Origin of the sequence: Streptomyces sp. NPDC048392 (assembly GCF_043200575.1) — a bacterium.
Lineage (GTDB): Bacteria > Actinomycetota > Actinomycetes > Streptomycetales > Streptomycetaceae > Streptomyces.
The window spans coordinates 1-21,642 of sequence record NZ_JBICYB010000007.1 but is presented as its reverse complement, the minus strand read 5'-3'; the positions used below and the strand labels follow the sequence as shown (position 1 = coordinate 21,642).

Genomic DNA, 21,642 nt, shown 5'->3' with positions numbered 1-21,642 from the left:
AACGGGAGCCGGACATGACAGGGTCATCGAGGGGTTCGCTGGCAGGCAGGGTCGCACTGGTCGCCGGGGCGACCCGCGGCGCCGGACGGGGCATCGCCGTCGAACTGGGCGCGGCCGGCGCCACCGTCTACGTCACCGGCCGCAGCACCCGCGCCCGGCGCTCGGAGTACGACCGCCCCGAGACCATCGAGGACACCGCCGACCTGGTCACCGAGGCGGGCGGCCACGGCATCGCGGTACCCGCCGACCACCTCGATCCGACGCAGGTCGCCACCCTCGTCGACCGCATCGCCCGCGAACAGGCCCGCCTCGACGTTCTGGTCAACGACATCTGGGGCGGGGAGAACCTCTTCGAGTGGGACTGCCCCGTCTGGGAGCACGACCTCGACAAGGGCCTCAGGCTCCTGCGGCTCGCCGTCGAGACCCACGCCATCACCAGCCACCACGCCCTGCCCCTGCTGCTGCGCCGTCCCGGCGGGCTGGTCGTCGAGGTCACCGACGGCACCGACGACTACAACCGCGTCCACTACCGCAACTCCTTCTTCTACGACCTCGCCAAGACGTCCGTCCTGCGCATGGCCTTCTCCCTCGGGCACGAGGCCGGGCCGCGCGGCGCCACGGCGCTCGCGCTGACCCCCGGCTGGCTGCGCTCGGAGATCATGCTCGACCACTTCGGCGTACGCGAGGAGAACTGGCGCGACGCTCTGGACCGCGTCCCGCACTTCGCCATCTCCGAGACGCCCCGCTACGTCGGGCGCGCGGTCGCCGCCCTCGCCGCCGACCCGGGCGTGAAGCGCTTCAACGGGCGGTCCCTCTCCAGCGGCGGCCTCGCCCGGGAGTACGGCTTCACCGACGTCGACGGCAGCCGCCCGGACGCCTGGCGCTATCTCGTCGAGGTGCAGGACGCGGACAAGCCCGCCGACGTCACCGGCTACCGCTGACGGGCGGCAGGGGCCACCGGGCACCGTGACCCGGCGGCGGGGCCAAGTCCTCCCGTACGGCCGTGCCGTACCCCTCGCGCACGGCGCGCTGCCGTTCCAGCAGCACCCGCCGGGCCCCGGGGCCGCGCGTCTCCTCGCGCAGGAAGCGCTCCGCCCCCATTACGGCCACCACCCGGACCCGCGCCCTCTCCACCACGTCCTTGCCGCCCAGCGGAAGCGGCGCCTCGCCGGCCGGGTCCCGGGCGAGGGGCGCCTCGGCGCGGGCCGGTGCGGCCTCCCGGGGAGCCGGCGGACGCGGGTCGTCGCCGAGGAAGGGCGGCGACCGGGTACGTCGGCGTGCCGGAGGTCTTCGGCGTCCGCGCGTGGTGGGCGTACACCGCGAGCCCGCGCTCCTCCCGGCGGGCCGCCGTCTCACGGCGGAACCCGGCCCGGTCGCTGCGGACCACGGCGAGATGGGGCCCGAGCGCACCGGGACAACCCCTGTGTGCGCGGGGAGTTGCTGCACAACGCGGATATGGCCGCACGGGTGCCCGCCCGCGGGATCGTCGCGCCAGTACGGTCGGACCCATGACGGACACCAGGCGTTTCACGGACCACGGAGTACTCGTGACGGGCGCGGCCCGGGGCATCGGCGCGGCCGGCGCGCGCCGGCTCGCCACGGAGGGGGCCCGGGTACTGCTCACCGACGTGGACCTCGCCGCGGCTCGGCGGACGGCGGGGGAACTGGCGGAACAGGGGCTCGCCGTCGAGGCGTTCGCCTGCGACGTGAGCGACCGCTCGTCCGTCGAGGCGGCCGTGGCCCACGCCGTGGACACCTTCGGCGCCCTGGACGTGCTGGTCAACAACGCCTACGCCTGCGCCCCCGACGCCCCGCTCTTCGAGGACGAGCCGGACGAGGTCTGGGCCCGCGACCTCGACGTCACACTCACCGGCGCCTACCGCTGCTGCCGGGCCGCGCTGCCCCACCTCGCCGCCTCGGGGCGCGGCGCGATCGTGAGCATCGGCTCGGTCAACGGCGTCCAGGACTTCGGCAACCACGCCTACAGCGCGGCCAAGGCGGGCCTCGCCTCGCTGACCCGCACACTGGCCGGACATGCGGCGCCACGCGGTGTCCGGGTCAACCTCGTGACGCCGGGCACGGTGCGCACCACGGCCTGGGAGGGCCGGGACGAGGAACTGGCATCGGTACGGGGGCTGTACCCGCTGGGGCGGGTCGGTGAGCCCGAGGACGTCGCGGCGGCCGTCGCCTTCCTGGCCTCGCGCGACGCCTCCTGGATCACGGGGACGACGCTGGTGGTCGACGGTGGCCTGACCGCGGTCAACACCGGTTTCCGGCAGGCTCTGAAGGAGGCGGACGGCGCGGACTGAGGGATCGGCGGGGCGTGGCGGGCCGTCCGGTGGCGTTTGTCACCGTTTCGTCGCGGCGTGGGGCGGCGTGCAACCAAAGCCGCGGGGCGGCGGTCTAGCAGGCGGGGATCGCACCAGGGCGACCTTCCGCTCAGCGCACCGCCTCGACGCGAAAGGCATGACCGGCCATGGGGGACATACGCAGACGGGGAGCCGTCGCACTCGGGGTCACCGCACTGGTGGCACCGCTCACACTCGCGCTCACGGCGGCACCCGCGCAGGCCGCGAGCTGCACCGCGAAGGCGGGTCCGTACCAGAAGAAGGTGGAGAAGTTCCTCGGCCGCAAGGCCGACGGCAAGCAGTCCACCGCCGACTGCAAGGCCATCCGCGCCTTCCAGACCAAGCACGGCATCACGCCCGACGCGGGCTACGCGGGCCCCATCACCTGGGGGGTGATGGACCTGATGACGAAGCAGAAGGCCGTCGGGAAGAAGCCGAACAAGTCCGGCAAATGCCCGACGAACAAGGGCCGTATCGCCTGTGTGAACCTCAGTCTCCAGCTGAGCTGGATCCAGGACGGCAAGAGGCTGGTGTACGGCCCGGTGCCGGTCCGCACCGGGCGCAACGGGTACGAGACGCGCACCGGCCTGAAGAAGGTCTACTGGCGCAACATCGACCACGTCTCGACCATCTACCACGTGCCGATGCCCTACAGCCAGTTCTTCGACGGCGGCCAGGCCTTCCACTCCGTCGGCGTCAGCGTGTGGAGCCCGCCGGGCTCGCACGGCTGCGTCAACATGAAGAAGACCGACGCCAAGAAGTACTGGTCGCTGCTGAAGAAGGGCGACGACGTCTACGTGTACGGCCGCAAGCCGGGCACCTGACCCACCGGGGCGCCGGGCTCGCGCGAGAACGCCGCGGCTCCGGCGCCTCCCCGGGGTCCGGGATCCCGGGCCGGACCCCCGGCCTGCCGGGCGGCCTCGTGCGCGACCTGCGGCGGCGGGGCGTCGGGGGCATGGCGGGCTTGGGCTCCAGCGGCTCGCTGATGTCCTCCGTCCCGGTCGTGCATCCCGGTCCCGTCCTGCCGCAGCGCCACCGTGGCCGGCTGCTGCCCGTCCGCCTCCGTGCCGAAGGGACCGGAGGCGGGACTCCCGGATGTGCGAGGGCGGCCGACCCGGCGGAACGCGTTCGTACGGAGCGGCCCGCCGCCTTGGTGGCACCCGCGAGCTGGTTCGGGGCCCGCCGGCCCGCCGGATCGGCGACTTCGTGAGACACCGCGGAAGATCCCGCCGCGGGGAGGGGCGGGCCGTGTGCGGCGGGACACATTCGCGGGAAAGAACTCGCCGCCAGGTCTTGACAGATGAGGGAATCGACGTGATCAGCGACACGGTCCGATATGTCTGCTTGGCTCGTGATTACTCATATCGTCTTCACGCCGGGCGCCGTATGCTTCACAGTATGTCCACCACTGTTGAACCCTCCTCCGAGCGATCGGCTGCCGAGGTCAACGAGGAGATCCGGGCCCTGTGGCTCCGGTCGGGCGGGACACTGAGCGTCGAGCAGCGCGCGGAGTACCAGCGGCTCGTCCTGGAGTGGGCCAGCGCGGCCCCCGAGTCCGCGAACGCCGCCTGACCGACGTCCTGGTCTCCTCGGCGTCCCGGCCCGCCGCCGTCATCCACGGGCCGGCTCCTCGCACCGGCCCCGGTCAGCCCCACGTCGCCGAGTAGTGTCGCCGATAGGCCTTGCGGTCCTGCTCCGCCCGCATCCACCGCGTGGCCACGAGCGCCACCAGGCTGCCCGCCACGACCAGCAGACCCGGACCGATGTTCCGGCGATCCGTGAGACGGGCGAGCAGAGTCGAACCGTCGGCCCCGGTCACGGGCGCCGGCGCCCCCGGAGCCGCGGCGCCCGGGGCGGCCCCACCGGACGCCGGCGACGACGGCGCGGCCCCCTGCGCGGCGCCCTCCCGTCCGGCGCCCTGCCCGGAGACGATGAGCCGGACCCCGAGCGACTCCATGGCCTCGGTCAGCGGCTGGAAAAACGTCGTTCCGCCCTTGTCGCAGTCGCCGCTGCCGCCCGACGTCACGCCGAGCGCGATGCCCTCCGAGAACATCGGCCCACCGCTGTCCCCGGGCTCGGCGCACACGTCGGTCTCGATGAGGCCGGTGACCGTGCCCTCCGGGTAGTTGACCGTCGCGTCCAGGGCCGTCACCCGCCCGTCGCGCAGCCCGCTGGTGCTCCCGCTGCGGAACACCCGCTGCCCGACCGCCGGTTCACCCGCCCCCGTGATCCGCACCCCCTTGCCGGCGCCGACCGCCACGACGTCGGCGCCGTCGCCCGCCTTGCCGCCTGCGTACCGCACCAGGGAGAAGTCGTCCCCGGGGAAGCTCCCCGCCACGGTCTTGCCGACCTGCCGCTCACCCTGGCCGTCACCGAACCAGACGGAGCCCGTCGGCCCGCAGTGACCGGCGGTCAGGATGAAGTCGCTCGTGCCGTCGGTCACGTTGAAGCCCGCCGAGCAGCGGCCCGCCGTGGACAGGATCGGCTCCGCCCCGTTCAGGCGGGTGGTGAACTCGCCCTCGGCGCGCTCCATCCGGACGAACCCGCCGATGCGCTCCGCCACGCCCGTCAGACGGGACCAGTCGGACCCGGAGACCGTGCGGTCGCCGCGCACCACCACCCGGTTCGACCGGTAGTCGAGCGCCCATGCCGTACCGGGCACGCGGGGGGCCGAACGCAGCGTCGAGGCCGCCGACCTCAGCTCGGACATGCTGTGCCGCACCGTCTTCACCTCGGCACCGGCCCGCCGCACCGCCTCGGCCGCCCTCTCGTCGGTGACCGCCACGACCGGCCGCCCGTCGGGGCCGACCCAGTGTCCCGCCGTACGGTCGGTGCCCAGCCGGGCCACGAGGTCGGCGCCGGCACCGGACGAGGTCCGCGCGAGGGTGTGCGGCGCGGCGGACGGGCCGGGAGGCTCGCTCGCCACGGCCCGGGTGACCATCGTCACCCCGAGCAGGAGCCCGCCGACGGCCGCCAGCCGTGCCACTCGCCGGACGATGCGTCGTCGTGCGTGTCTCATGAGTGCGCTCCCGAACCCGACCACGCGGCGTCGCCGCCGCGGGGGCCTCCGGACGTCGGGCGCCCTCCTCCCATACGGCGGCGGGCACGGTGGTGTTCACCGGTGGGGCGCCGTGTTCCCCCGCCGCACCGCGGCGTCCTATCTTGGGCCCATGACCAGCATCCTGCGGGACCGGTCCGGTGAACCGAACCCCCTGAGGGCGCTCACCCTGGACCAGCTGCGCCGCCGTACGAGCATGAAGTGGCGCACCCACCCACCGGACGTGCTGCCGCTGTGGGTGGCCGAGATGGACGTGCCGCTCGCCGGGCCGGTCGTGCGTGCCGTCACCGGGGCCATGGAACTCGGCGACACCGGCTACCCCGTCGGCACCGCCTACGCCGAGGCCCTCGCCGCCTTCGCCGGCAAGAGGTGGGGCTGGGACGGCCCGGCCGTGGAACGCACGGCGATCGTGCCCGACGTGATGCTGGGCGTCGTCGAGATGCTCAAGCTGGTCACGGGACCCGGCGACCCGGTGATCGTCAACCCGCCGGTGTACCCGCCGTTCTACCAGTTCGTGACCCACCTGGACCGGCGCGTCGTCGAGGCGCCGCTCGGCCCCGGCCTGCGCATCGACCCCGGCGCCCTGGAGGAGGCGTTCCGGCGGGCCGTCACCGGTGGCGGCCGGGCGGCCTTCCTGCTGTGCAGCCCGCACAATCCGACCGGTACGGTGCACACCGCCGACGAACTGGCGGCCGTCGCCGCCCTCGCCGAGCGGTACGGCGTCCGGGTCGTCGCCGACGAGATCCACGCGCCGGTCGTCACCGGCGACACGCGGTTCGTGCCCTACCTGGGCGTGCCCGGCGCCGAGCGCGGCCTCACGCTGATGTCGGCGTCCAAGGGCTGGAACCTGGCCGGTCTCAAGGCGGCTCTGGCCGTCGCGGGTCCCGGCGCCGCCGACGACCTGGCCCGGATGCCCGAGGAGGTCGGCCACGGGCCGAGCCACGTCGGCGTTCTCGCCCACACGGCCGCCCTGCGCGACGGCACCGCCTGGCTGGACGCGGTGCTCGCCGGACTCGACGAGAACCGGCGGCTGCTCACCGACCTGCTCGCCGAGCGGCTGCCCGGGGTCGTCCACCGCACCGGGGAGGCCACGTGCCTCGCGTGGCTCGACTGCCGGGCCCTCGGCCTCGGTGACGACCCGGCGGACGTCTTCCTCGAGCGGGGCCGGGTGGCCCTCAGCTCCGGCATCCCCTTCGGCAGCGGCGGGGCGGGACACGTGCGGCTCAACCTGGCGACCTCGCCGGAGGTGCTCACGGAGGCGGTGCGGAGGATGTCGGCAGCCCTGGAGTGAGGCGCGGGCGCGGTGCGGCCCCGCGCGTCCGGGCGCCTAGACTTGCGGACCATGGACGACGACGCGTCACTGGCCCGACTCGGTGCCGGCAAGTACCTGCTGGTCACCACCTACCGGAAGAACGGCACCCCGGTCGCCACCCCGGTGTGGGTCGTACGCGACGGGGACGCCCTCGGCGTCTGGACGGTCGCCGGCTCCTGGAAGGTCAAGCGCGTCCGCAACCGCGCCGACGTCCTGGTGGGCCCCTGCGACGTGCGCGGCAGACCGACCGGCGAACAGGTCCCGGGAACGGCGGAGATCTGCGACCCGGCCACCACGGCCCGCTACCGGCGGCTGCTCGCCCGCAAGTACGGCGTCGTCGGCCGGCTCACCCTCCTCGGCAGCCGGCTGCGCCGGGGACTCGGCGGCACCCTCGGGATCCGCATCGCGCTCACACCCGGGCCGGCGGCCGGGAGCTGAGACCGCCCTCAGGTCCAGGCCCGGTACGGCTCGTCGACCAGCTGGAAGACCGGCTCGCCCCGCACCGGGTCCTTGGCCGTGGACAGCCGTACCCGGTCGCCGCCGTGGATACCGATGAGCGGGCCCATGACCCGGCCGCGCAGGACGAAGCCCTCGGTCATCTCGATGAGGGAGACGTTGCGCGCGGCGGGGGTGTTGCGGTGCACCACCGTGGCGTGGCGCACCGTCCCCGTGCCCTCGCTCCGCTCCGTCCGCAGCTCGCTGCCGCGACAGACCGGGCACAGCACGCGGTGGTACATGGCGGTGCCGCACCAGGTGCAGCGCTGGTAGAAGACGGCCTCGGTGTCCGGGGCCTGGCGGCCCTGGTCCCGGGGCTTCGGGTCGAGCAGGCCCGTCGCGGGGCCGGCTGCCTGCTGAGCGACGTTTCCTGAGTGGTACACGCTGGTCAACTCCCTGCACTCGGGCCGGAATCCCGCGTGCGCGGTCACCGGGCACGCGTGTGCGCGGCTCACCGTGCCACCGTGCACGCACCACAGCGTATGGCACTGAGTGTCACCCGTAAAGGCACTCGGTACCCTTGATCGCGAGAAGAGCGAGCGGGCGGGTGCGTGGGGGTGAGGCCGGGCGCCCGGGCGTCAGCCGGACGTGAACGCGCTCTCGATCTCCCGCAGTACCTGCCACAGGGGCGTCCCGCGGCGCGCGGCCACGACCACCACGTCCTCGGGCGACTCGCCGCGCAGTGGCACGGGGACGTCGCCGAAGGCGGACTGCGCGTACCCCAGCGCGTGGTCCACCGCGGCGCCCGCGTCGTCGCGTCCGTCCGAACGCAGCCAGGACCGCAGGGCGTTGTTGTGCGCCGCTACCACCGCGGCCGCGATCACGTCGGCGCGCAGGATTCCGTCCGGCCGCCCGCCCAGGCGTCCGCGCAGATACTCGGCGAGCGCGCGCTCGTAGCGCCACACCACCGACAACTCGTAGGCACGCAGCCCGGGGACCTTCTTGGTGAGGTGGTAACGCTGCACCGAGAACGCCGGGTTCTCGGCGTACATGCGCAGGACGAGCCGGGCCGCGTCGCAGACCCGCCGCACCGGGTCGGCGTCCTCGGGGGAGTCCGCCAGGAACGCCTCCATGTCGGCCAGGCACCGCTCGTGGTCGGGGAAGACCACGTCCTCCTTGGACGGGAAGTACCGGAAGAAGGAGCGCCGTCCGACGCCGGCCAGGGCCACGACGTCGTCCACGGTGGTCTGTTCGTACCCCCGCTCCAGGAACAGCCGGAACGCCGCCGCGACCAGTGCCTCCCGCATCGGCGGCCGGACCTGGGCCGCGTCCGTCCCGTCCCCGCGGCGGGACGCCGCACTGCTGGTGCTCATGAGGGGGAACGTAGCAGGCCGTCGACGTTCATGGCACTCAGTGCAGTGCCAGGAGGGAACCGAGTGCCCCCGTCGCTGCGCCACGCCGATCGCATACGATCACTTCCGGCCAGTCCCGGAGGAGCCCCGCATGCCGTTCACCCGCCCCCGCGTCCTGTACGTCACCGACCTGGCCTACGAGGCGCGCGGGCGGCGCTACTGCGACGAGGACATCTTCCTGACCGCACGGCTGCGCGAGGAGTTCGACCTGGCCCTGTGCCACCCCCGGGACGCCGCCGCACTGCTGGACGCCTTCGACGCCGTCGTCGTACGCAACAGCGGTCCCGTGCCGGCGTACAAGACCGCCTACGACGCCTTCCGCGAGCGCGCGGCCGAGCGTGGCACGCGGGTCTACAACCAGCTCACCGGCAGGGCGGACATGGCAGGCAAGCAGTACCTGGTGGACCTGACCGCCGCGGGGTTCCCGGTCATCCCCACCGTCGACCGCCCCGAGGACCTGCACCGGCTGCCCGTCGCGGACGAGTACGTCGTCAAGCCCAGGCTCGGCGCCGACTCGGCGGGCCTGCGGATCGTGGCCGCGGGCCGGGTGCGCGAGGCGCTGGCCGGAGCCCCGGACCTCCTCGTCCAGCCGCGCGTCGACTTCGCCTACGAGGTGTCCTTCTACTTCGTCGACCACGACTACCAGTACGCCCTGTACGCGCCGCACCCCGAACGCCGCTGGCGGTTGGAGCCTTACGACGCCACCGTCGCGGACCTCGACTTCGCGCGGCGGTTCATCGAGTGGAACGGCGTCGACCACGGCATCCAGCGCGTCGACGCCTGCCGCGCGCCCGGCGGCGAACTGCTGCTGGTCGAGCTGGAGGACCTCAACCCCTACCTGTCCCTGGACGCCCTCGACGAGCCCGCCCGCGACGCCTTCGTCACCGCCCTGCGCACGGCCCTGCGCCGCCTGCTCGCCACCTGAACGGCCCAGCGGCCTAACATGGCCGCCATGGACGTGTTCCTGGACCGACTCGACCCGGACATGTGCGTCGTCACGGCCGCCGCGGACGGAGAACGGGCCGGCTGCCTGGTCGGCTTCTGCTCGCAGTGCTCCATCCGGCCCGTGCGGTACGTCGTCTGGATCTCCGACGTCAACCGGACCTACCGCGTCGCGCGGTCCGCCGACGTCCTGGCGGTCCATCTGCTCGCCCGCGACCGGCGGGCCGAGGCCGAGCTGTTCGGCGGACGCAGCGGCGACGACATCGACAAGTTCCAGCGGGTCCGCCGACGGGAGGCGTACGGCGGGGCCGTCGTGCTGGAAGACGCCGAAGCGTGGTTCGTGGAGCGGATCGCGGGGGGCGACCACGTCGGTTTCGTTCTCGAGCCGGTCGAGTGGGGAGGGCGGGAGCAGGCCGCCGGACCGCTGCTGCGGCTCTCCGACGCCCGCACCATCCGGCCGGGGCACCCGGTGGACTGACGCGCATCCGCCGGTCAGCGCCCGGCGGTGCCCCGTTCGGCCAGTGCCTCGGTGACCGCCCGCACGCTGCGCGCGATGTGCTGCAACTGGAGGACCTCCGCCGCGTACAGCTTGATGGTGTGCTCGATGACCGCCTCGTGCAGACCGAGCCGCGGCAGGTCCGCCCGGGCGGTCTGCAGAGCGGTGCGGGCCACCCGGATCTCCTGCTGGACCTGGATCTGCGCATGACGGGCGAGGAGCACCGGATGCCGGATCAGGGCCGGATAGCCGGCGTAGCGGGCCGGGACCAGCTCGCGCAGCCACCTGGTGGCCGAGCGTTCCCAGTCGTAGCTGCCGGGAGTCCTGACCTGGCAGGGCCAGTCCGGGCTGATGCGCGTGGTCGTCAGGGGCATGATCATCGCTTCCGGGTGTGCGGCGTCGACGGGGTGGGCGACGGGTGGGGGCGGTCCCGGTCCAGGGGACGACCGGGACCGCCACGGGCGGTCGCGCAGGCGACGCCCGACCGGAACACCCGGAGCGCCGAAGCGGGTAGGAGTCGGCGGCCCGAGGTGTTCGCGGCAGGTGCGGACGCATTCCGGGACGGCCGGGTTGCGATCCGTGAGCAGTATTTATATATGCCATCTGCTTTGCAAGACGTATGAAAACATTCATGCCTGCTGTGACGGGGACGGTCCCGTCCGCGCCGACCCGTCGCCGCGCCGACCCCTCCCTGAGTGAGGACCCGGCCCGCTCAGTCCCGCAGGAAGAACTGGTGCTGGTCCGCGACCTGCTCGTACTCTTCCAGCCGGGCCTGCGTCCGCTCGGGATCGGCGTCGGTCATGGCCTGGAGCAGCGCCGCGCACATCACGCCCGGCGCCGCGTAGGAGTCGAAGACCAGGCGGGACCCCGTGCCGGTGGCGAAGGTGACGTCGGCCTCGTCCACCAGGGGACCGAGCGCCAGATCGGTGATCAGAGCCACCTTCAGCCCGGCACCGCGTGCCACCAGGACCGCGTCCAGCGTCTCGTGGGCGTGCCGTGGCATGGAGAAGGCCAGCACCCAGGTGCCGCCCGCCTCCCGCGACTGGAGCAGGGCGTCGTAGGCGACGCTGCCGCCCTGGGTCACCAGGCGTACGTCGGGATGGACACGGCGGGCCGCGTAGGCGAAGTACTCGGCGAGCGAGACGGAGATGCGCAGGCCGAGGACGGTCAGCGGCGCCGAGGCGGCCAGCTTGCGGCCGACGTCGATCACCCGGTCCGCGTCGGCGAAGTCGCGCCGCAGGTTCTCCAGGTTCTCGATCTCGGCGTCGACGGCCGCCTGCAGCTCGTTGCCCCGGTTCTCCTCTGCCGCGGCCCCGCCGCGGCCGCCCAGCGCGATCGCCTGGAGCCGCTCCCGCAGGGCCGGGTAACCGCTGAAGCCGACCGCCGAGGCGAACCGTGTCACCGACGGCTGGCTCACGCCCGCCCGGTCGGCCAGGTCGGTGATCGACAGGAACGCCGCCTCGGTGAGGTGCTCGATGAGGTACTGCGCGATGCGCCGCTGTCCCGGGGAGAGGCGGGGCCGGTCGAACAGCGTCCTGAGCCGGGAGGTGGGGGAGGCCTCCGACTCCGGGGCCGCCCGTCCCGAGGTGATCGCCGATGCCTGCGCACGAGCCTGCTGCGGCGATGGCACCGGTGCGCCTCCTCTGTCTCCCACGGAGGTCAACATAGCTCACCCGCTGAGGCAGGCAGGGCGGGTCGCCGCACACGGAAAGGTCACCGCACCGCCCTTGAGGGGGATAGCGGCGCGCCGCCCGGGAACCCGCCGCCACGTAAGGACCAGGGGCACCGAAAGCCCACCGACCGCACACGGACCAGGAGCCGCCGTCATGACCGTCCCGGAAGAGAACCGGCCGAAGACCGACACCACCGACGACGTTCTCGACCAGCGCCGGCGCGAGGAGGACGAGCCCCCCACGACGGGTGGCACCGGCCGGACCATGCGCGAGGCCCTCGAGGAGGCGCACGTCCGCCCGGACGACTTCGACGAGGAGTGACCGCGCCCGCACCGGCGTTGATCACACGGGCGACGAGGGCGCGGGCCCCCGCGCTGCCGGGGGCCGGCCGCGCGTCGCCCCGTCCGGAACCACCAAATCGGCCCGGTGCCGGGTCGTGGCGACCAGGTCGGCGTTGCGCTGGTCGGGGCCGAGCGCCCAGGCGGCCGCGTCCGCGGGGGACTTGCCGAAGCGCTCGTGCCGCGCCACGAGCCGCCGCACGCGCTCCCTCTCGTCCAGCCCGCAGAACCACACCTCGTCCAGCCGGGACCGCACCCGCGCCCAGGACCCGGTCTCCAGCAGCAGGTAGTTGCCCTCGGTGACGACCAGGCGTGCGGCGGGCGGCACCGGCACGGCCCCGGCGATCGGCTGCTCCAGCACCCGCTCGAAGCCGGGCGCGTAGACGATGTCGCCGTCCGCCTCCTCGCGCAGCCTGCTCAGCAGCGCCGCGTACCCGGCCGCGTCGAAGGTGTCCGGTGCGCCCTTGCGCTCCCGGCGGCCGAGCCGGTCCAGTTCGGCGTCGGCGAGGTGGAAGCCGTCCATCGGCACGTGCGCCACCCAGGGCTCACCCGTGCCGTTCAGCTCCCGCACCAGATCCTCCGCGAGCGTCGACTTGCCGGAGCCGGGGCTGCCCGCGATGCCCAGGACGGCGCGCCGTCCGTCGCGGGGAAGGGAACGGGCGCGGGCGAGCAAGTCGTCGAAAGTCAGCGACACACCCCACAGTGTGTCACCCGATGGGACTCGCTCCGGCGGGGAACTGTGGGGGGTATGACGACGCAGCTCGGACTTCCCGACGACATCCAGGCCTGCCTCTTCGACCTCGACGGGGTCGTCACCAGAACGGCGGTGGTGCACGCCGCCGCCTGGAAGGAGACCTTCGACGCCTTCCTGCGCGAGCGGGACGGCGCTCACTTCCGCGCCTTCACCGACTCCGACTACGACCAGTACGTCGACGGCCGCCCCCGCGCCGACGGCGTACGCTCCTTCCTCGCCTCCCGCGGCATCGAGCTGCCCGAGGGCACTCCCGACGATCCCCCCGGCGCGCGGAGCGTCAACGGCGTCGGCAACCGCAAGAACGAACTACTCCTGGAGAAGATCCGCACCGACGGCGTGGAACCCTACGAGGGCACGCTGCGCTACATCGACGCCGTCCGCGCCGCCGGACTCGCCACCGCCGTCGTCTCCTCCAGCGCCAACACCCGGGACGTGCTGCACTCCATCGGCGCCGAGCGGCTGTTCGACGTACGGATCGACGGCGTGGTGGCCAGGGAACGGAAACTGCCGGGAAAGCCACGTCCCGACACCTTCCTGGCCGCCGCCCGCGAACTCGGCGTCGAACCGTCGCGTGCCGCCGTCTTCGAGGACGCGCTGGCGGGCATGGACGCCGGCCGCTCCGGACACTTCGGCTACGTCGTCGGCGTCGACCGGGTCGGACAGACCGACGCTCTCTACGCCCACGGCGCCGACCGCGTCGTCAAGGACCTCGCCGACCTGGGAGGCCGCGCGTGATCACCAACCGGACGTACACCGTGGAGCCCTGGCGGGTGCGCGAGACGGCCCTCAACCTCGACCTCCTGGCCCAGAGCGAGTCCGTCTTCGCCCTGTCCAACGGGCACGTCGGCTGGCGCGGCAACCTCGACGAGGGCGAACCGCACGGCCTGCCCGGCAGCTACCTCAACGGCGTCTACGAACTCCACCCGCTGCCCTACGCCGAGGCGGGCTACGGCTACCCGGAGTCGGGTCAGACCGTCATCAACGTCACCAACGGCAAGCTGCTGCGCCTGCTCGTCGACGACGAGCCCTTCGACCTGCGCTACGGGAGGCTCGGCAAGCACGAACGCACCCTGGACTTCAGGCGCGGTGTGCTGGAGCGGACCTGCGAGTGGACCTCACCGGCCGGTACGACCGTCCGGGTGCGTTCCACCCGCCTGGTCTCGCTCACCCAGCGAGCCATCGCCGCCGTGGAGTACGAGGTCGAGCCCCTCGACAGCCGGACCCGGGTCGTCATCCAGTCGGAGCTCGTCACCAACGAGAGCCTGCCCGACCCCGACGGCGACCCCCGCGCGGCCAAGGCGCTGCAGTCCCCACTGGAGCCGGAGGAGGACATGGCCGTCGGGTCCCGGCTGCGCCTGGTCCACCGCACCCGGCGCAGCGGCCTCAGGGTCGCCGTGGCCGCCGACCACGTCGTCGACGCTCCCGGGGAGATCACCACCAGCAGCGAGAGCAACACCAACGTGTCCCGGCTGACCATCACCTCCGTCCTGGACCCGGGGCAGCGGCTGCGGGTGCAGAAGACGGTCGCCCACGGCTGGTCGGGTGCCCGTTCCAGGCCCGCGATGAGCGACCAGGTCGAGGCGGCGCTGGCCGCCGCCGCACACGGCGGCTGGGACGGCCTGGTGGCCGAGCAGCGGGCCTACCTCGACGACTTCTGGGCCCGCGCGGACGTCGAGGTGCACGGCGACGAGGAGATCCAGCAGGCCGTCCGCTTCGCCCTGTTCCACGTACTGCAGGCCGGGGCCCGCGCCGAGCAGCGAGCGATTCCGTCCAAGGGGCTGACCGGTTCCGGATATGACGGGCACGCGTTCTGGGACACCGAGATGTTCGTGCTGCCCCTGCTGACCTACACCGCGCCGGGGGCCGTCGCCGAGGCGCTGCGCTGGCGCCAGGGCACTCTGCCCGCCGCACGGGACCGCGCCACCCAGCTCGGGCTGCGCGGGGCCGCGTTCCCGTGGCGGACCATCGACGGCTCGGAGGGTTCCGCGTACTGGCCGGCCGGCACGGCGGCCTTCCACGTGGCCGCCGACATCGCACACGCCGCGGTGCGCTACACGGCGGCGACCGGCGACACCGACTTCGAACGCGAGACCGCCCTGGAACTCCTGGTGGAGACGGCCCGGCTGTGGCGCTCGCTGGGCCACCACGACCACCACGGGGTCTTCCACATCGACGGAGTCACCGGCCCGGACGAGTACAGCGCCGTGGTCGACGACAACACCTACACCAACCTCATGGCGCGCTCCAACCTCCTCGCCGCGGCCGACGCCTGCGAACGCCACCCGGTGGAGGCGACCCGGCTCGGCGTCGACGAGGAGGAGAGCGCCACCTGGCGGGACGCCGCCGAGGCCGTGCACATCCCGTACAACGAGGAGATCGGCGTCCACGAGCAGCACGCGGGCTTCACCCGCCACCAGCGCTGGGACTTCGCCGGCACCGGGGCCGACCAGTACCCGCTGATGCTGCACTTCCCCTACTTCGACATCTACCGCAAGCAGGTCGTCAAGCAGTCCGACCTCGTCCTGGCCATGTACACCTGCGGCAGCTGGTTCGACGCCCACTGCGACGAGGACCAGATCGCCGCCAACTTCGCCTACTACGAGCCGCTGACCGTGCGGGACTCCTCCCTGTCCGCGTGCTGCCAGGCCGTCGTCGCCGCCCAGACGGGGCATCTGCGGCTGGCCTACGACTACGCCACCGAGGCCGCCCTGATGGACCTGGCGGACCTGGAGCACAACACCCGCGACGGACTGCACATCGCCTCCCTGGCCGGTACCTGGATGGCACTGGTCGCCGGTTTCGGCGGCACCCGCCGGGACGGCGACAGCCTGAGCTTCTCGCCCCGGCTGCCCGAGAAGTTCAGCCGCCTCGCCTTCCGGCTCCAGTTCCGCGGCCGGTGCCTGCAGGTGGAGATCGAAGCCGACAAGGCCACGTACTCGCTGCTGGGCGGCGAGCCCCTGACGATCCATCACCACGGAACCGAGGTGCGTGTGAACGGGGACGGCCCTGTCACCCTCGGCATTTCCGCGCCGAAGTGGCGGCCCACACCCGAACAGCCCCCGCACCGCCGCCCCAACGCCGCCGACCGGACCGGCCCCAGTGACGGATGAGGTGGCCAGACTGGCCGAGTTCTGTCCTGCGTGCCGGTGGCACGCGGGGTAGTTTGACCTTGTTTTCCGGGATTCCGGGCTCCCGCCACGGGCGGCAGGAGGTGAGGACCGAGCGGCCCCGCGACGAGCGGGGGTGAGGGGTGCACGATGGCCGACCGCGCCAACACCATGCTCGTCGGCAGGCGCGGGAACGAGGCGGCAGGCACGCGCGGCACCCCCCGGCGGCGGCGCGGTGACGCACGGATCGCCGCGGTCGCCGCCGTCTTCACCCTGGCCCAGCTGGTCTTCGTCCACCCCGCGATGGGCCTCGGCTGGGACGAGACGGTGTACGTCAGCCAGGTCACCACCCACCACCCCGCCGCCTTCTTCAGCGCGCCCCGGTCCCGGGGCGTCTCCCTGCTCGTGGCGCCCGTCGCCTCCTGGTCGGCCTCCACCGAACTGCTGCGCGTGTACCTCGCCGTCATGTCGGGCCTGGGCCTGTACCTCGCCCTGCGCGCCTGGAAGGGCCTGTTCCCCGGCCGGGTCCTCGCCACGGCCGGAGCGTTCTTCGCCACCCTGTGGGTGACCCTCTTCTACGGTCCGCAGGCCATGCCCAACTACTGGGTCGCGATCGGCGCCCTGATCACCGCGGGCTGCTGCCTGCGCGCCCTGAGGGCCGGGCGGGGGCGCTCCGGCCGGGGGACACTGTGGGGGGTGGCGGCCGGGGCCGCGCTGATGGCGTTGATGCGGCCCACCGACGCGGTCTGGGTGACCGTCCCCCTGCTGGTCCTCGTCCTCGTGCGCCGGCACTGGCCGCTGCTCCTCGCCCTCGCGGGCGGCCTGGCGGCCGGGGGAGCGGAGTGGGTGATCGAGGCGTACGCCTGGTACGGCGGCCTCGGGGAGCGGCTGTCCCGGGCCTCCGAGATCCAGGGCGGCCTCGGCTGGAACCTCGCCGTCGACGACCAGATGCGCAGCCTGGGCGGACGGGGCCTGTGCCGCCCGTGCACGGGAGCGATGCCGCACCCGGTGGTCACCGTGTGGTGGTTACTGCTCCCGGTCGTCGCCGTCCTCGGCGTGGCCGTCGCGGTCCGGGCCCGGCGCGCCGCCGCGACGCTGGTCCCCTTCGCCTGCGCGGCGACGGCCGCGGCACCGTACCTGTTCATGATCGGCTACGCGGCGCCCCGCTTCCTGCAGCCCGCCTACGCCCTGCTCGCCGTCCCGGTCGCCGACGCGCTGTGGCACCTGGCCGGGACCGGCCGCGACAGGTGGCGCCCCGTGGCCGCGACGCTGGTGGCGCTCGCGCTGGCCGGGCATCTGGCGGTCCAGTTGTCGGTCCTCGTCGGCACCGTGGACCGCAACGTCGAAAGCCGTGAGGACTGGGCCCGCGTCGCCGACGAACTGCACCGGCTCGGGGTCCGCCCGCCCTGTCTGCTCACCGGGCACGAGGCCATCCCGATCGGCTACTACACCGGCTGCTCCTCCGGCGCCACCGGCGGCAACAACGAGAACACCACCGCCGCCGAGATCACCGACACCGCCCGGCGCATCCCGGCCGCCGCCCTCACCGGCCCCGGCGGCACCCCGCCCGGCTACGCCCGCGACTGGGCTCCGCACCGCATCACCGGCCTGGTGATCCGCGTCGCACCTCCGGGTTAAAGATCGCGAATCGGGAAACGCGAACCGGACAGCGACACGACCGAGCCGACGCGAGCGCGAGAGGGAGGCAGCGATGGGCACGGACCCGATGGCCGACGACGCCTACCAGCCCACCGGTAGCAACGAGGAGCAGGAGGACGCCGCGCCCCTCGACCTCCAGGACGCCCTCGACGAGCGGACCTACGACGACACGCTCGACGAGGGCTACTCCCCGCCGGAGAAGCCGCTTGGCGTGACCAAACACGGCACCACCGCCGCCGAGCAGCACGAGGGCGAGACCCTCGACGAACGACTGGCCGAGGAGGTGCCCGACGTGTCGGCGCCCGACGGGGACGGCGTGGGCGACGAGCCCGACGGCGAGGGCGAACCGGTCGACCCGGAGGCGGGCACCGATCGCTCCGGGCGGCTGGTCGCCCCCGACGAGGGCGTACGCACCGACACGACCAAGGAGACGGTCGCCAGGGACGTCGGCATCGACGGCGGGGCCGCGGGCGCCGAGGAGGCGGCGGTGCACGTGGTGGAGGACGAGACGGAGCTCCCGGGCTCCTAGGGCGGACTCCCCCTGGGAGGAGGCGTAGCGACGCCGGGGCCCCGGCGTCGGGGCAGCGGGGGTCAGGGCAGCAGCTTGTCGAGGGCCGCGGGGCCCTCGTCGGCCAGCTTGCGCCTGGCCCACTCCAGGTTCTTCGGGGTGACGTCCCGGCCGGCCGCCAGGACGAGGTCCTCCGGGGACACCTCCGTGCCGGTACGGGCGTGGAGCAGGTCGTCCGGAGTGGCGCGGTCGTCGCCCGCACGGGCTTCGGAGGGCCGGGAGGCGTCGGGCTGTGACGTCGACATGATCAATGCTCCTCGCATCCGGATCGCTGCTTCGGTGCCGTGCTGTTGTGGGTCCCGAATATCCCGATAACACCATTCAATGCGGAACCGGCCCGCGCATCCCGGGCGCCGGCCGCGAGGGAGTGAGCACGAGCATCGTGACGTCGTCCTGCACATCCGGGCAGAAGCGCACGAGATCCGCCCAGACCCGTTCCGGAAGTGCGGCGGAGTCCTCGTCCGCGAGGGCGCTCAGCCGGTCCGCCAGCGGATAGAACGCGCCGCTGTCGTCCCTGGCCTCGACCACGCCGTCGGAGGCGAGGAAGAGCCGGTCGCCGGGCCGCAGCGACACCGTGCACGCCTCGATCGCCCCGGCGTCCGCCAGCCCGAGCCCGAGCGGCGTCCACGGCGAGACCTCCAGCTCCGTGGCGTCCGCACCCCGCAGCAGCAGGGGAGGCGGGCTGCCGCACACGACGACGCGCACCTCCAGGGCGTCGGCGGAGAACTCCAGCAGCGCGGCCGTCGCGAACAGCTCGGCGTGCCGTGCGTCCGCCGAGTCCACCAGCAGCCTGCGATCCAGCCGCCCGGCCACCGACGCGAGGCCCGGCTGGTCGAGCACCGCCTCCCGGAACGCCCCCAGCAGCGAGGCGACCGTCGACACCGCCGACAGGCCGTGCCCCTGCACGTCCCCCATCACGGCCCGCACGCCGAAGGGCCCGTCCCACACGTCGAAGAAGTCGCCCCCGACCAGGGTCCCGCGCTGCGCCGCCCGGTACAGCCCCGCACACCGCACCACCCCAACCCGCTCGGGCAGCGGCGGTACGACGGCGTGCTGCGCGGCTTCGGCGACCGTGCGTTCCAGACCCAGCTGGGCGTCACGGCGACTGCGAACGAAGGACACGAAGACGCTGAGCACGGCGACGAAGACGATGGTCAGCAGGTCGGCGTCGCCCGGCCGGTCGAGCTGGAGGGCCGGGATGTGCAGCAGGGCGATCACCACACCGCCCAGCACGGCGGTCGCCAGTGGGCCGTACGACAGGACGGCCAGCGGCGGAATGGCGCCCAGCAGGAACCCGATCTCCAGGGGTTCCTGACTGAGCAGGGTCGCCACGCAGATCCCCACGACGAGGGCCGGCGGGAGCACCCGTACCCAGCGGGGCGGCGGCGCTCCGCTCAGCCAGCTCCGCCGGTCCTCGCCCCGGCGCGCCGGCGGGGCGGACACCCTTCGCACACCACCACGCTCCTACGCCCCCGGGCCGCCCGCACGCGGGGGAGCCGGGCGGGCGGGAATCCGCGGGGGGACTCAGAAGGCGCCGAGCGTCAGCCGGAAGCCCGTGGGCGCCGTGTCCTGGATGTACGAGGCGAAGTCGGCGACGTCGTCGAAGGCGAAACCGTACGCCCTGCCGTCCTCGGTGGCCGCGTGCACCGCCTTCGCGTAGTGGTTGGTCAGCGCGGTGCCGTAGAACGTCGCGGGGTCGGTCGTGGGCTGCTCGGCCGAGGAGACCAGCGTGGAGCGGTTGAAGCCCGCGCCGAGGACCGCGGCCACGGGCCCGGTCGTGCCGTCGTTGGGCGCGGCCAGGGCGCCGTCGCAGAACAGCACGTCCCGGGTGGACGGCTTGGCGAAGGACACCTGGGCGGGCCCGGTGAAGGTCAGCCGGTCCCCGCGCACCCGGCCGGTGAAGGTCCCGGCGTTGGTGGCGATCCTGAGGTCCTTGCCGGTGTAGGTGCTCCACACCTCGTCGATGTACGGGGCGAGGTAGTCCTTGGGGAACAGACCCGCGTCCAGCCCGTGGCCGGGGGCGATCACCCGCGTGTCGTCCACGACCAGCGGTGCGAACTCCTCGACCTTCCGCACCGCCTCGAAGACGCCCGCCCGGCCGCCGGCCCGGACGGTGCCGGTGGTCTGGTCCCTGGCGCCGGTCAGCCGGATGGCGAGCGGCACGCTGAACATGTCGACCATGGTGGTGTTGCAGAACATGCCGGAGGAGTTGTACGTGAACTCCGCGCAGTCGTGCAGCACCCCGTAGTTGGGGTCCGACTCGACCCAGCCCGCCGGGTACTGCAGCGCCGGGTTGCCCGCGCCGTCCGTGACGACCCTGAACTTCAGCTTCCCGCCCAGGGACACGTAGATCCGGCCGGATAGGTGGGGAAGGCTCAGCCTGGTCTCGCCGCTGCCGGCGAGACCGATCGCGTAGTCGGTATAGCCGTCGGCGCCGTTGTCGGAGAGGGCCACGGGCGCGACCCTGCCGTCGGGGGTGACACGCACCTGGCGGCCGTCCACGTTGCCGACGATGTAGAGATGCACGTCGGCGTTGCCGAAGGTGCCGGTGCTGTTGACGACCGTCAGCGGCAGGGCGCCCGCCGCCTCGGCCTCGGGGGCCGTGCCGTCCGAGCCGACGCCCGCGAGGGCGTGCGGGGCGACGGCGGCGGCGACCGGTGCGGCCACGACCATTCCGCCGAGGGCGACGAGGAGCTTGCGGCGGGCGAGCGGACGCTGGTGACGAGGGGTCATGTGGGGGGTCTCCAGAGTGATCGGGGTCTTACGGAGGGAGAGCGGGACCCGGGAGGGGAATGCCTGAGAGCGCTCTCACGCGGTGCGGTGATGGTACGCAGGGCGGACGGCCCGGCCAACAGCCCTCAGCCGCCCCGAACCCGTTGTGCCAGCTCGCACTTGGGGCGGCCGGTGTCGCGCAGGGAACGCTTAATCGGTGTTTAAGGCGCGCTTAATACTCCAGCTGTAGATCGCGATCTTGCTGGTCGGGGCTGGTCCGGGAACGGGTGCGGCCACCGGTGATCATCGGTGTGTGAAGACAGAAGATCAGACGGTGGCCGCAGGTCACAGCATAGATCCTGGCCGCTGGCAGGAGACGTTCGAGGTACTGATGGGCCGTATCGCGGGGCGGTTCGTCCGGGTGGAACCACGTCGCAGGGCACGGGCGTTCGTGCTCGGGCTGCTGTCGGACCTGCCGCGCAAGAACTGCTGGACGCTCGCCGAGCATGCCGGGGACACGACCCCTTACGGTCTGCAGCATCTGCTGTCGAGAGCCAGGTGGGACGCCGACGCGGTACGCGACGACATCCGCGGTTTCGTCGTCGAGCGCCTGCACCACCAGGACGCGGTGCTGGTCGTGGACGAGACCGGCGACCTGAAGAAGGGCACGCACACGGTGGGCGTGCAGCGCCAGTACACCGGCACCGCCGGACGCATCGAGAACAGCCAGGTTGCTGTCTACCTCACCTACTCCACCCCGCTCGGGCACGCGGCGATCGACCGGGAGTTGTATGTCCCGCGTTCCTGGACCGAGGACGCGGCCCGCTG

The 21,642-nt window shown here is 73.2% G+C and carries 24 protein-coding genes; 14 read left to right on the top strand and 10 right to left on the bottom strand.

Annotated elements, in window-relative coordinates; all coding sequences use genetic code 11:
* Positions 1-14 precede the first annotated feature (14 nt).
* On the top strand, positions 15-941 hold the full coding sequence (locus tag ACGFYH_RS12695; protein ID WP_393803137.1) for an SDR family oxidoreductase: 927 nt from the start codon (positions 15-17) through the stop codon (positions 939-941).
* Here the strand turns inward: ACGFYH_RS12695 and ACGFYH_RS12690 are convergent.
* Positions 925-1,356 carry a hypothetical protein gene (locus tag ACGFYH_RS12690; RefSeq protein WP_393803136.1) on the bottom strand — a complete coding sequence of 144 codons (432 nt, stop codon included), beginning with the start codon at positions 1,354-1,356 and terminating at the stop codon, positions 925-927. The two genes, ACGFYH_RS12695 and ACGFYH_RS12690, sit on opposite strands and share 17 nt — an antisense overlap.
* Before the next feature lie 152 nt (positions 1,357-1,508).
* Between ACGFYH_RS12690 and ACGFYH_RS12685 the strand changes: the two genes are divergently transcribed.
* The 3 genes from ACGFYH_RS12685 to ACGFYH_RS12675 all read left to right on the top strand — a co-directional run bounded on the left by ACGFYH_RS12685 (position 1,509) and on the right by ACGFYH_RS12675 (position 3,920).
* On the top strand, positions 1,509-2,309 hold the full coding sequence (locus ACGFYH_RS12685) for an SDR family NAD(P)-dependent oxidoreductase (protein ID WP_393803135.1): 801 nt from the start codon (positions 1,509-1,511) through the stop codon (positions 2,307-2,309).
* 167 nt (positions 2,310-2,476) lie between these two features.
* A complete protein-coding gene (locus tag ACGFYH_RS12680) occupies positions 2,477-3,172 on the top strand; it encodes a L,D-transpeptidase family protein (RefSeq protein WP_393803134.1) in 696 nt (231 codons plus the stop codon).
* A 562-nt stretch (positions 3,173-3,734) separates the two neighbouring features.
* Positions 3,735-3,920 (top strand): hypothetical protein, encoded by a 186-nt coding sequence (locus tag ACGFYH_RS12675; protein WP_393803133.1) that lies wholly within the window; start codon positions 3,735-3,737, stop codon positions 3,918-3,920.
* Positions 3,921-3,993: 73 nt separating this feature from the next.
* Here the strand turns inward: ACGFYH_RS12675 and ACGFYH_RS12670 are convergent, their stop codons facing one another.
* A complete protein-coding gene (locus tag ACGFYH_RS12670; protein ID WP_393803132.1) occupies positions 3,994-5,367 on the bottom strand; it encodes a S1 family peptidase in 1,374 nt (457 codons plus the stop codon).
* 151 nt (positions 5,368-5,518) lie between these two features.
* Between ACGFYH_RS12670 and ACGFYH_RS12665 the strand changes: the two genes are divergently transcribed.
* Both ACGFYH_RS12665 and ACGFYH_RS12660 read left to right on the top strand, forming a co-directional pair.
* Positions 5,519-6,697, top strand: coding sequence for a MalY/PatB family protein (locus ACGFYH_RS12665; protein WP_393803131.1), 1,179 nt, complete (start codon positions 5,519-5,521; stop codon positions 6,695-6,697).
* 51 nt (positions 6,698-6,748) lie between these two features.
* Positions 6,749-7,156: a PPOX class F420-dependent oxidoreductase gene (locus ACGFYH_RS12660; RefSeq protein WP_393803130.1), complete on the top strand. Its 408-nt coding sequence runs from the start codon at positions 6,749-6,751 to the stop codon at positions 7,154-7,156.
* A gap of 8 nt (positions 7,157-7,164) precedes the next feature.
* Here ACGFYH_RS12660 and ACGFYH_RS12655 read toward each other — a convergent pair whose 3' ends face one another.
* Entirely contained in the window at positions 7,165-7,596 is a 432-nt protein-coding gene (locus ACGFYH_RS12655; protein WP_393803129.1) for a Zn-ribbon domain-containing OB-fold protein, read from the bottom strand.
* A gap of 195 nt (positions 7,597-7,791) precedes the next feature.
* On the bottom strand, positions 7,792-8,526 hold the full coding sequence (locus ACGFYH_RS12650) for a TetR family transcriptional regulator (protein WP_393803128.1): 735 nt from the start codon (positions 8,524-8,526) through the stop codon (positions 7,792-7,794).
* A 130-nt stretch (positions 8,527-8,656) separates the two neighbouring features.
* Between ACGFYH_RS12650 and ACGFYH_RS12645 the strand changes: the two genes are divergently transcribed.
* Complete coding sequence (locus ACGFYH_RS12645) at positions 8,657-9,490, top strand: hypothetical protein (protein ID WP_393803127.1); 834 nt, start codon at positions 8,657-8,659, stop codon at positions 9,488-9,490.
* An 18-nt stretch (positions 9,491-9,508) separates the two neighbouring features.
* The gene (locus ACGFYH_RS12640) at positions 9,509-9,985 is read left to right on the top strand and encodes a flavin reductase family protein (RefSeq protein ID WP_393803126.1); all 477 of its coding nucleotides are present in this window, start codon (positions 9,509-9,511) and stop codon (positions 9,983-9,985) included.
* A gap of 14 nt (positions 9,986-9,999) precedes the next feature.
* On the opposite strand, the gene ACGFYH_RS12635 is transcribed toward ACGFYH_RS12640, so the two are convergent.
* Together ACGFYH_RS12635 and ACGFYH_RS12630 are read right to left on the bottom strand one after the other, a co-directional pair.
* Complete coding sequence (locus ACGFYH_RS12635; RefSeq protein ID WP_393803125.1) at positions 10,000-10,383, bottom strand: hypothetical protein; 384 nt, start codon at positions 10,381-10,383, stop codon at positions 10,000-10,002.
* 332 nt (positions 10,384-10,715) lie between these two features.
* Entirely contained in the window at positions 10,716-11,633 is a 918-nt protein-coding gene (locus ACGFYH_RS12630) for a MurR/RpiR family transcriptional regulator (protein ID WP_393803124.1), read from the bottom strand.
* A gap of 196 nt (positions 11,634-11,829) precedes the next feature.
* On the opposite strand from ACGFYH_RS12630, the gene ACGFYH_RS12625 reads away from it, so the two are divergent.
* The gene (locus tag ACGFYH_RS12625; protein ID WP_393803123.1) at positions 11,830-11,997 is read left to right on the top strand and encodes a hypothetical protein; all 168 of its coding nucleotides are present in this window, start codon (positions 11,830-11,832) and stop codon (positions 11,995-11,997) included.
* 21 nt (positions 11,998-12,018) lie between these two features.
* Here ACGFYH_RS12625 and ACGFYH_RS12620 read toward each other — a convergent pair whose 3' ends face one another.
* Positions 12,019-12,708, bottom strand: a complete 690-nt coding sequence (locus ACGFYH_RS12620) for a nucleoside/nucleotide kinase family protein (protein ID WP_393803122.1) — start codon at positions 12,706-12,708, stop codon at positions 12,019-12,021.
* A gap of 54 nt (positions 12,709-12,762) precedes the next feature.
* On the opposite strand from ACGFYH_RS12620, the gene ACGFYH_RS12615 reads away from it, so the two are divergent.
* The 4 genes from ACGFYH_RS12615 (at position 12,763) to ACGFYH_RS12600 (ending at position 18,063) form a co-directional block, all read left to right on the top strand.
* Complete coding sequence (locus tag ACGFYH_RS12615) at positions 12,763-13,503, top strand: beta-phosphoglucomutase family hydrolase (protein ID WP_393803121.1); 741 nt, start codon at positions 12,763-12,765, stop codon at positions 13,501-13,503.
* Entirely contained in the window at positions 13,500-15,878 is a 2,379-nt protein-coding gene (locus tag ACGFYH_RS12610; protein ID WP_393803120.1) for a glycoside hydrolase family 65 protein, read from the top strand. The genes ACGFYH_RS12615 and ACGFYH_RS12610 overlap by 4 nt, the downstream gene beginning before the upstream one ends.
* A 147-nt stretch (positions 15,879-16,025) precedes the next feature.
* The gene (locus ACGFYH_RS12605) at positions 16,026-17,513 is read left to right on the top strand and encodes a hypothetical protein (RefSeq protein ID WP_393803119.1); all 1,488 of its coding nucleotides are present in this window, start codon (positions 16,026-16,028) and stop codon (positions 17,511-17,513) included.
* A gap of 73 nt (positions 17,514-17,586) precedes the next feature.
* Positions 17,587-18,063 carry a DUF5709 domain-containing protein gene (locus ACGFYH_RS12600; RefSeq protein ID WP_393803118.1) on the top strand — a complete coding sequence of 159 codons (477 nt, stop codon included), beginning with the start codon at positions 17,587-17,589 and terminating at the stop codon, positions 18,061-18,063.
* A 62-nt stretch (positions 18,064-18,125) separates the two neighbouring features.
* On the opposite strand, the gene ACGFYH_RS12595 is transcribed toward ACGFYH_RS12600, so the two are convergent.
* The 3 genes from ACGFYH_RS12595 to ACGFYH_RS12585 form a co-directional block, all read right to left on the bottom strand.
* Positions 18,126-18,347 (bottom strand): hypothetical protein, encoded by a 222-nt coding sequence (locus ACGFYH_RS12595; protein ID WP_393803117.1) that lies wholly within the window; start codon positions 18,345-18,347, stop codon positions 18,126-18,128.
* Between the two features lie 76 nt (positions 18,348-18,423).
* Positions 18,424-19,554, bottom strand: coding sequence for a PP2C family protein-serine/threonine phosphatase (locus ACGFYH_RS12590; protein ID WP_393803116.1), 1,131 nt, complete (start codon positions 19,552-19,554; stop codon positions 18,424-18,426).
* A gap of 72 nt (positions 19,555-19,626) precedes the next feature.
* Positions 19,627-20,835 carry a glycoside hydrolase family 64 protein gene (locus ACGFYH_RS12585; protein ID WP_393803115.1) on the bottom strand — a complete coding sequence of 403 codons (1,209 nt, stop codon included), beginning with the start codon at positions 20,833-20,835 and terminating at the stop codon, positions 19,627-19,629.
* A gap of 370 nt (positions 20,836-21,205) precedes the next feature.
* Here ACGFYH_RS12585 and ACGFYH_RS12580 point away from each other — a divergent pair.
* A partial coding sequence (locus ACGFYH_RS12580; RefSeq protein ID WP_393803338.1) for an IS701 family transposase occupies positions 21,206-21,642 on the top strand: 437 nt, incomplete at its 3' end.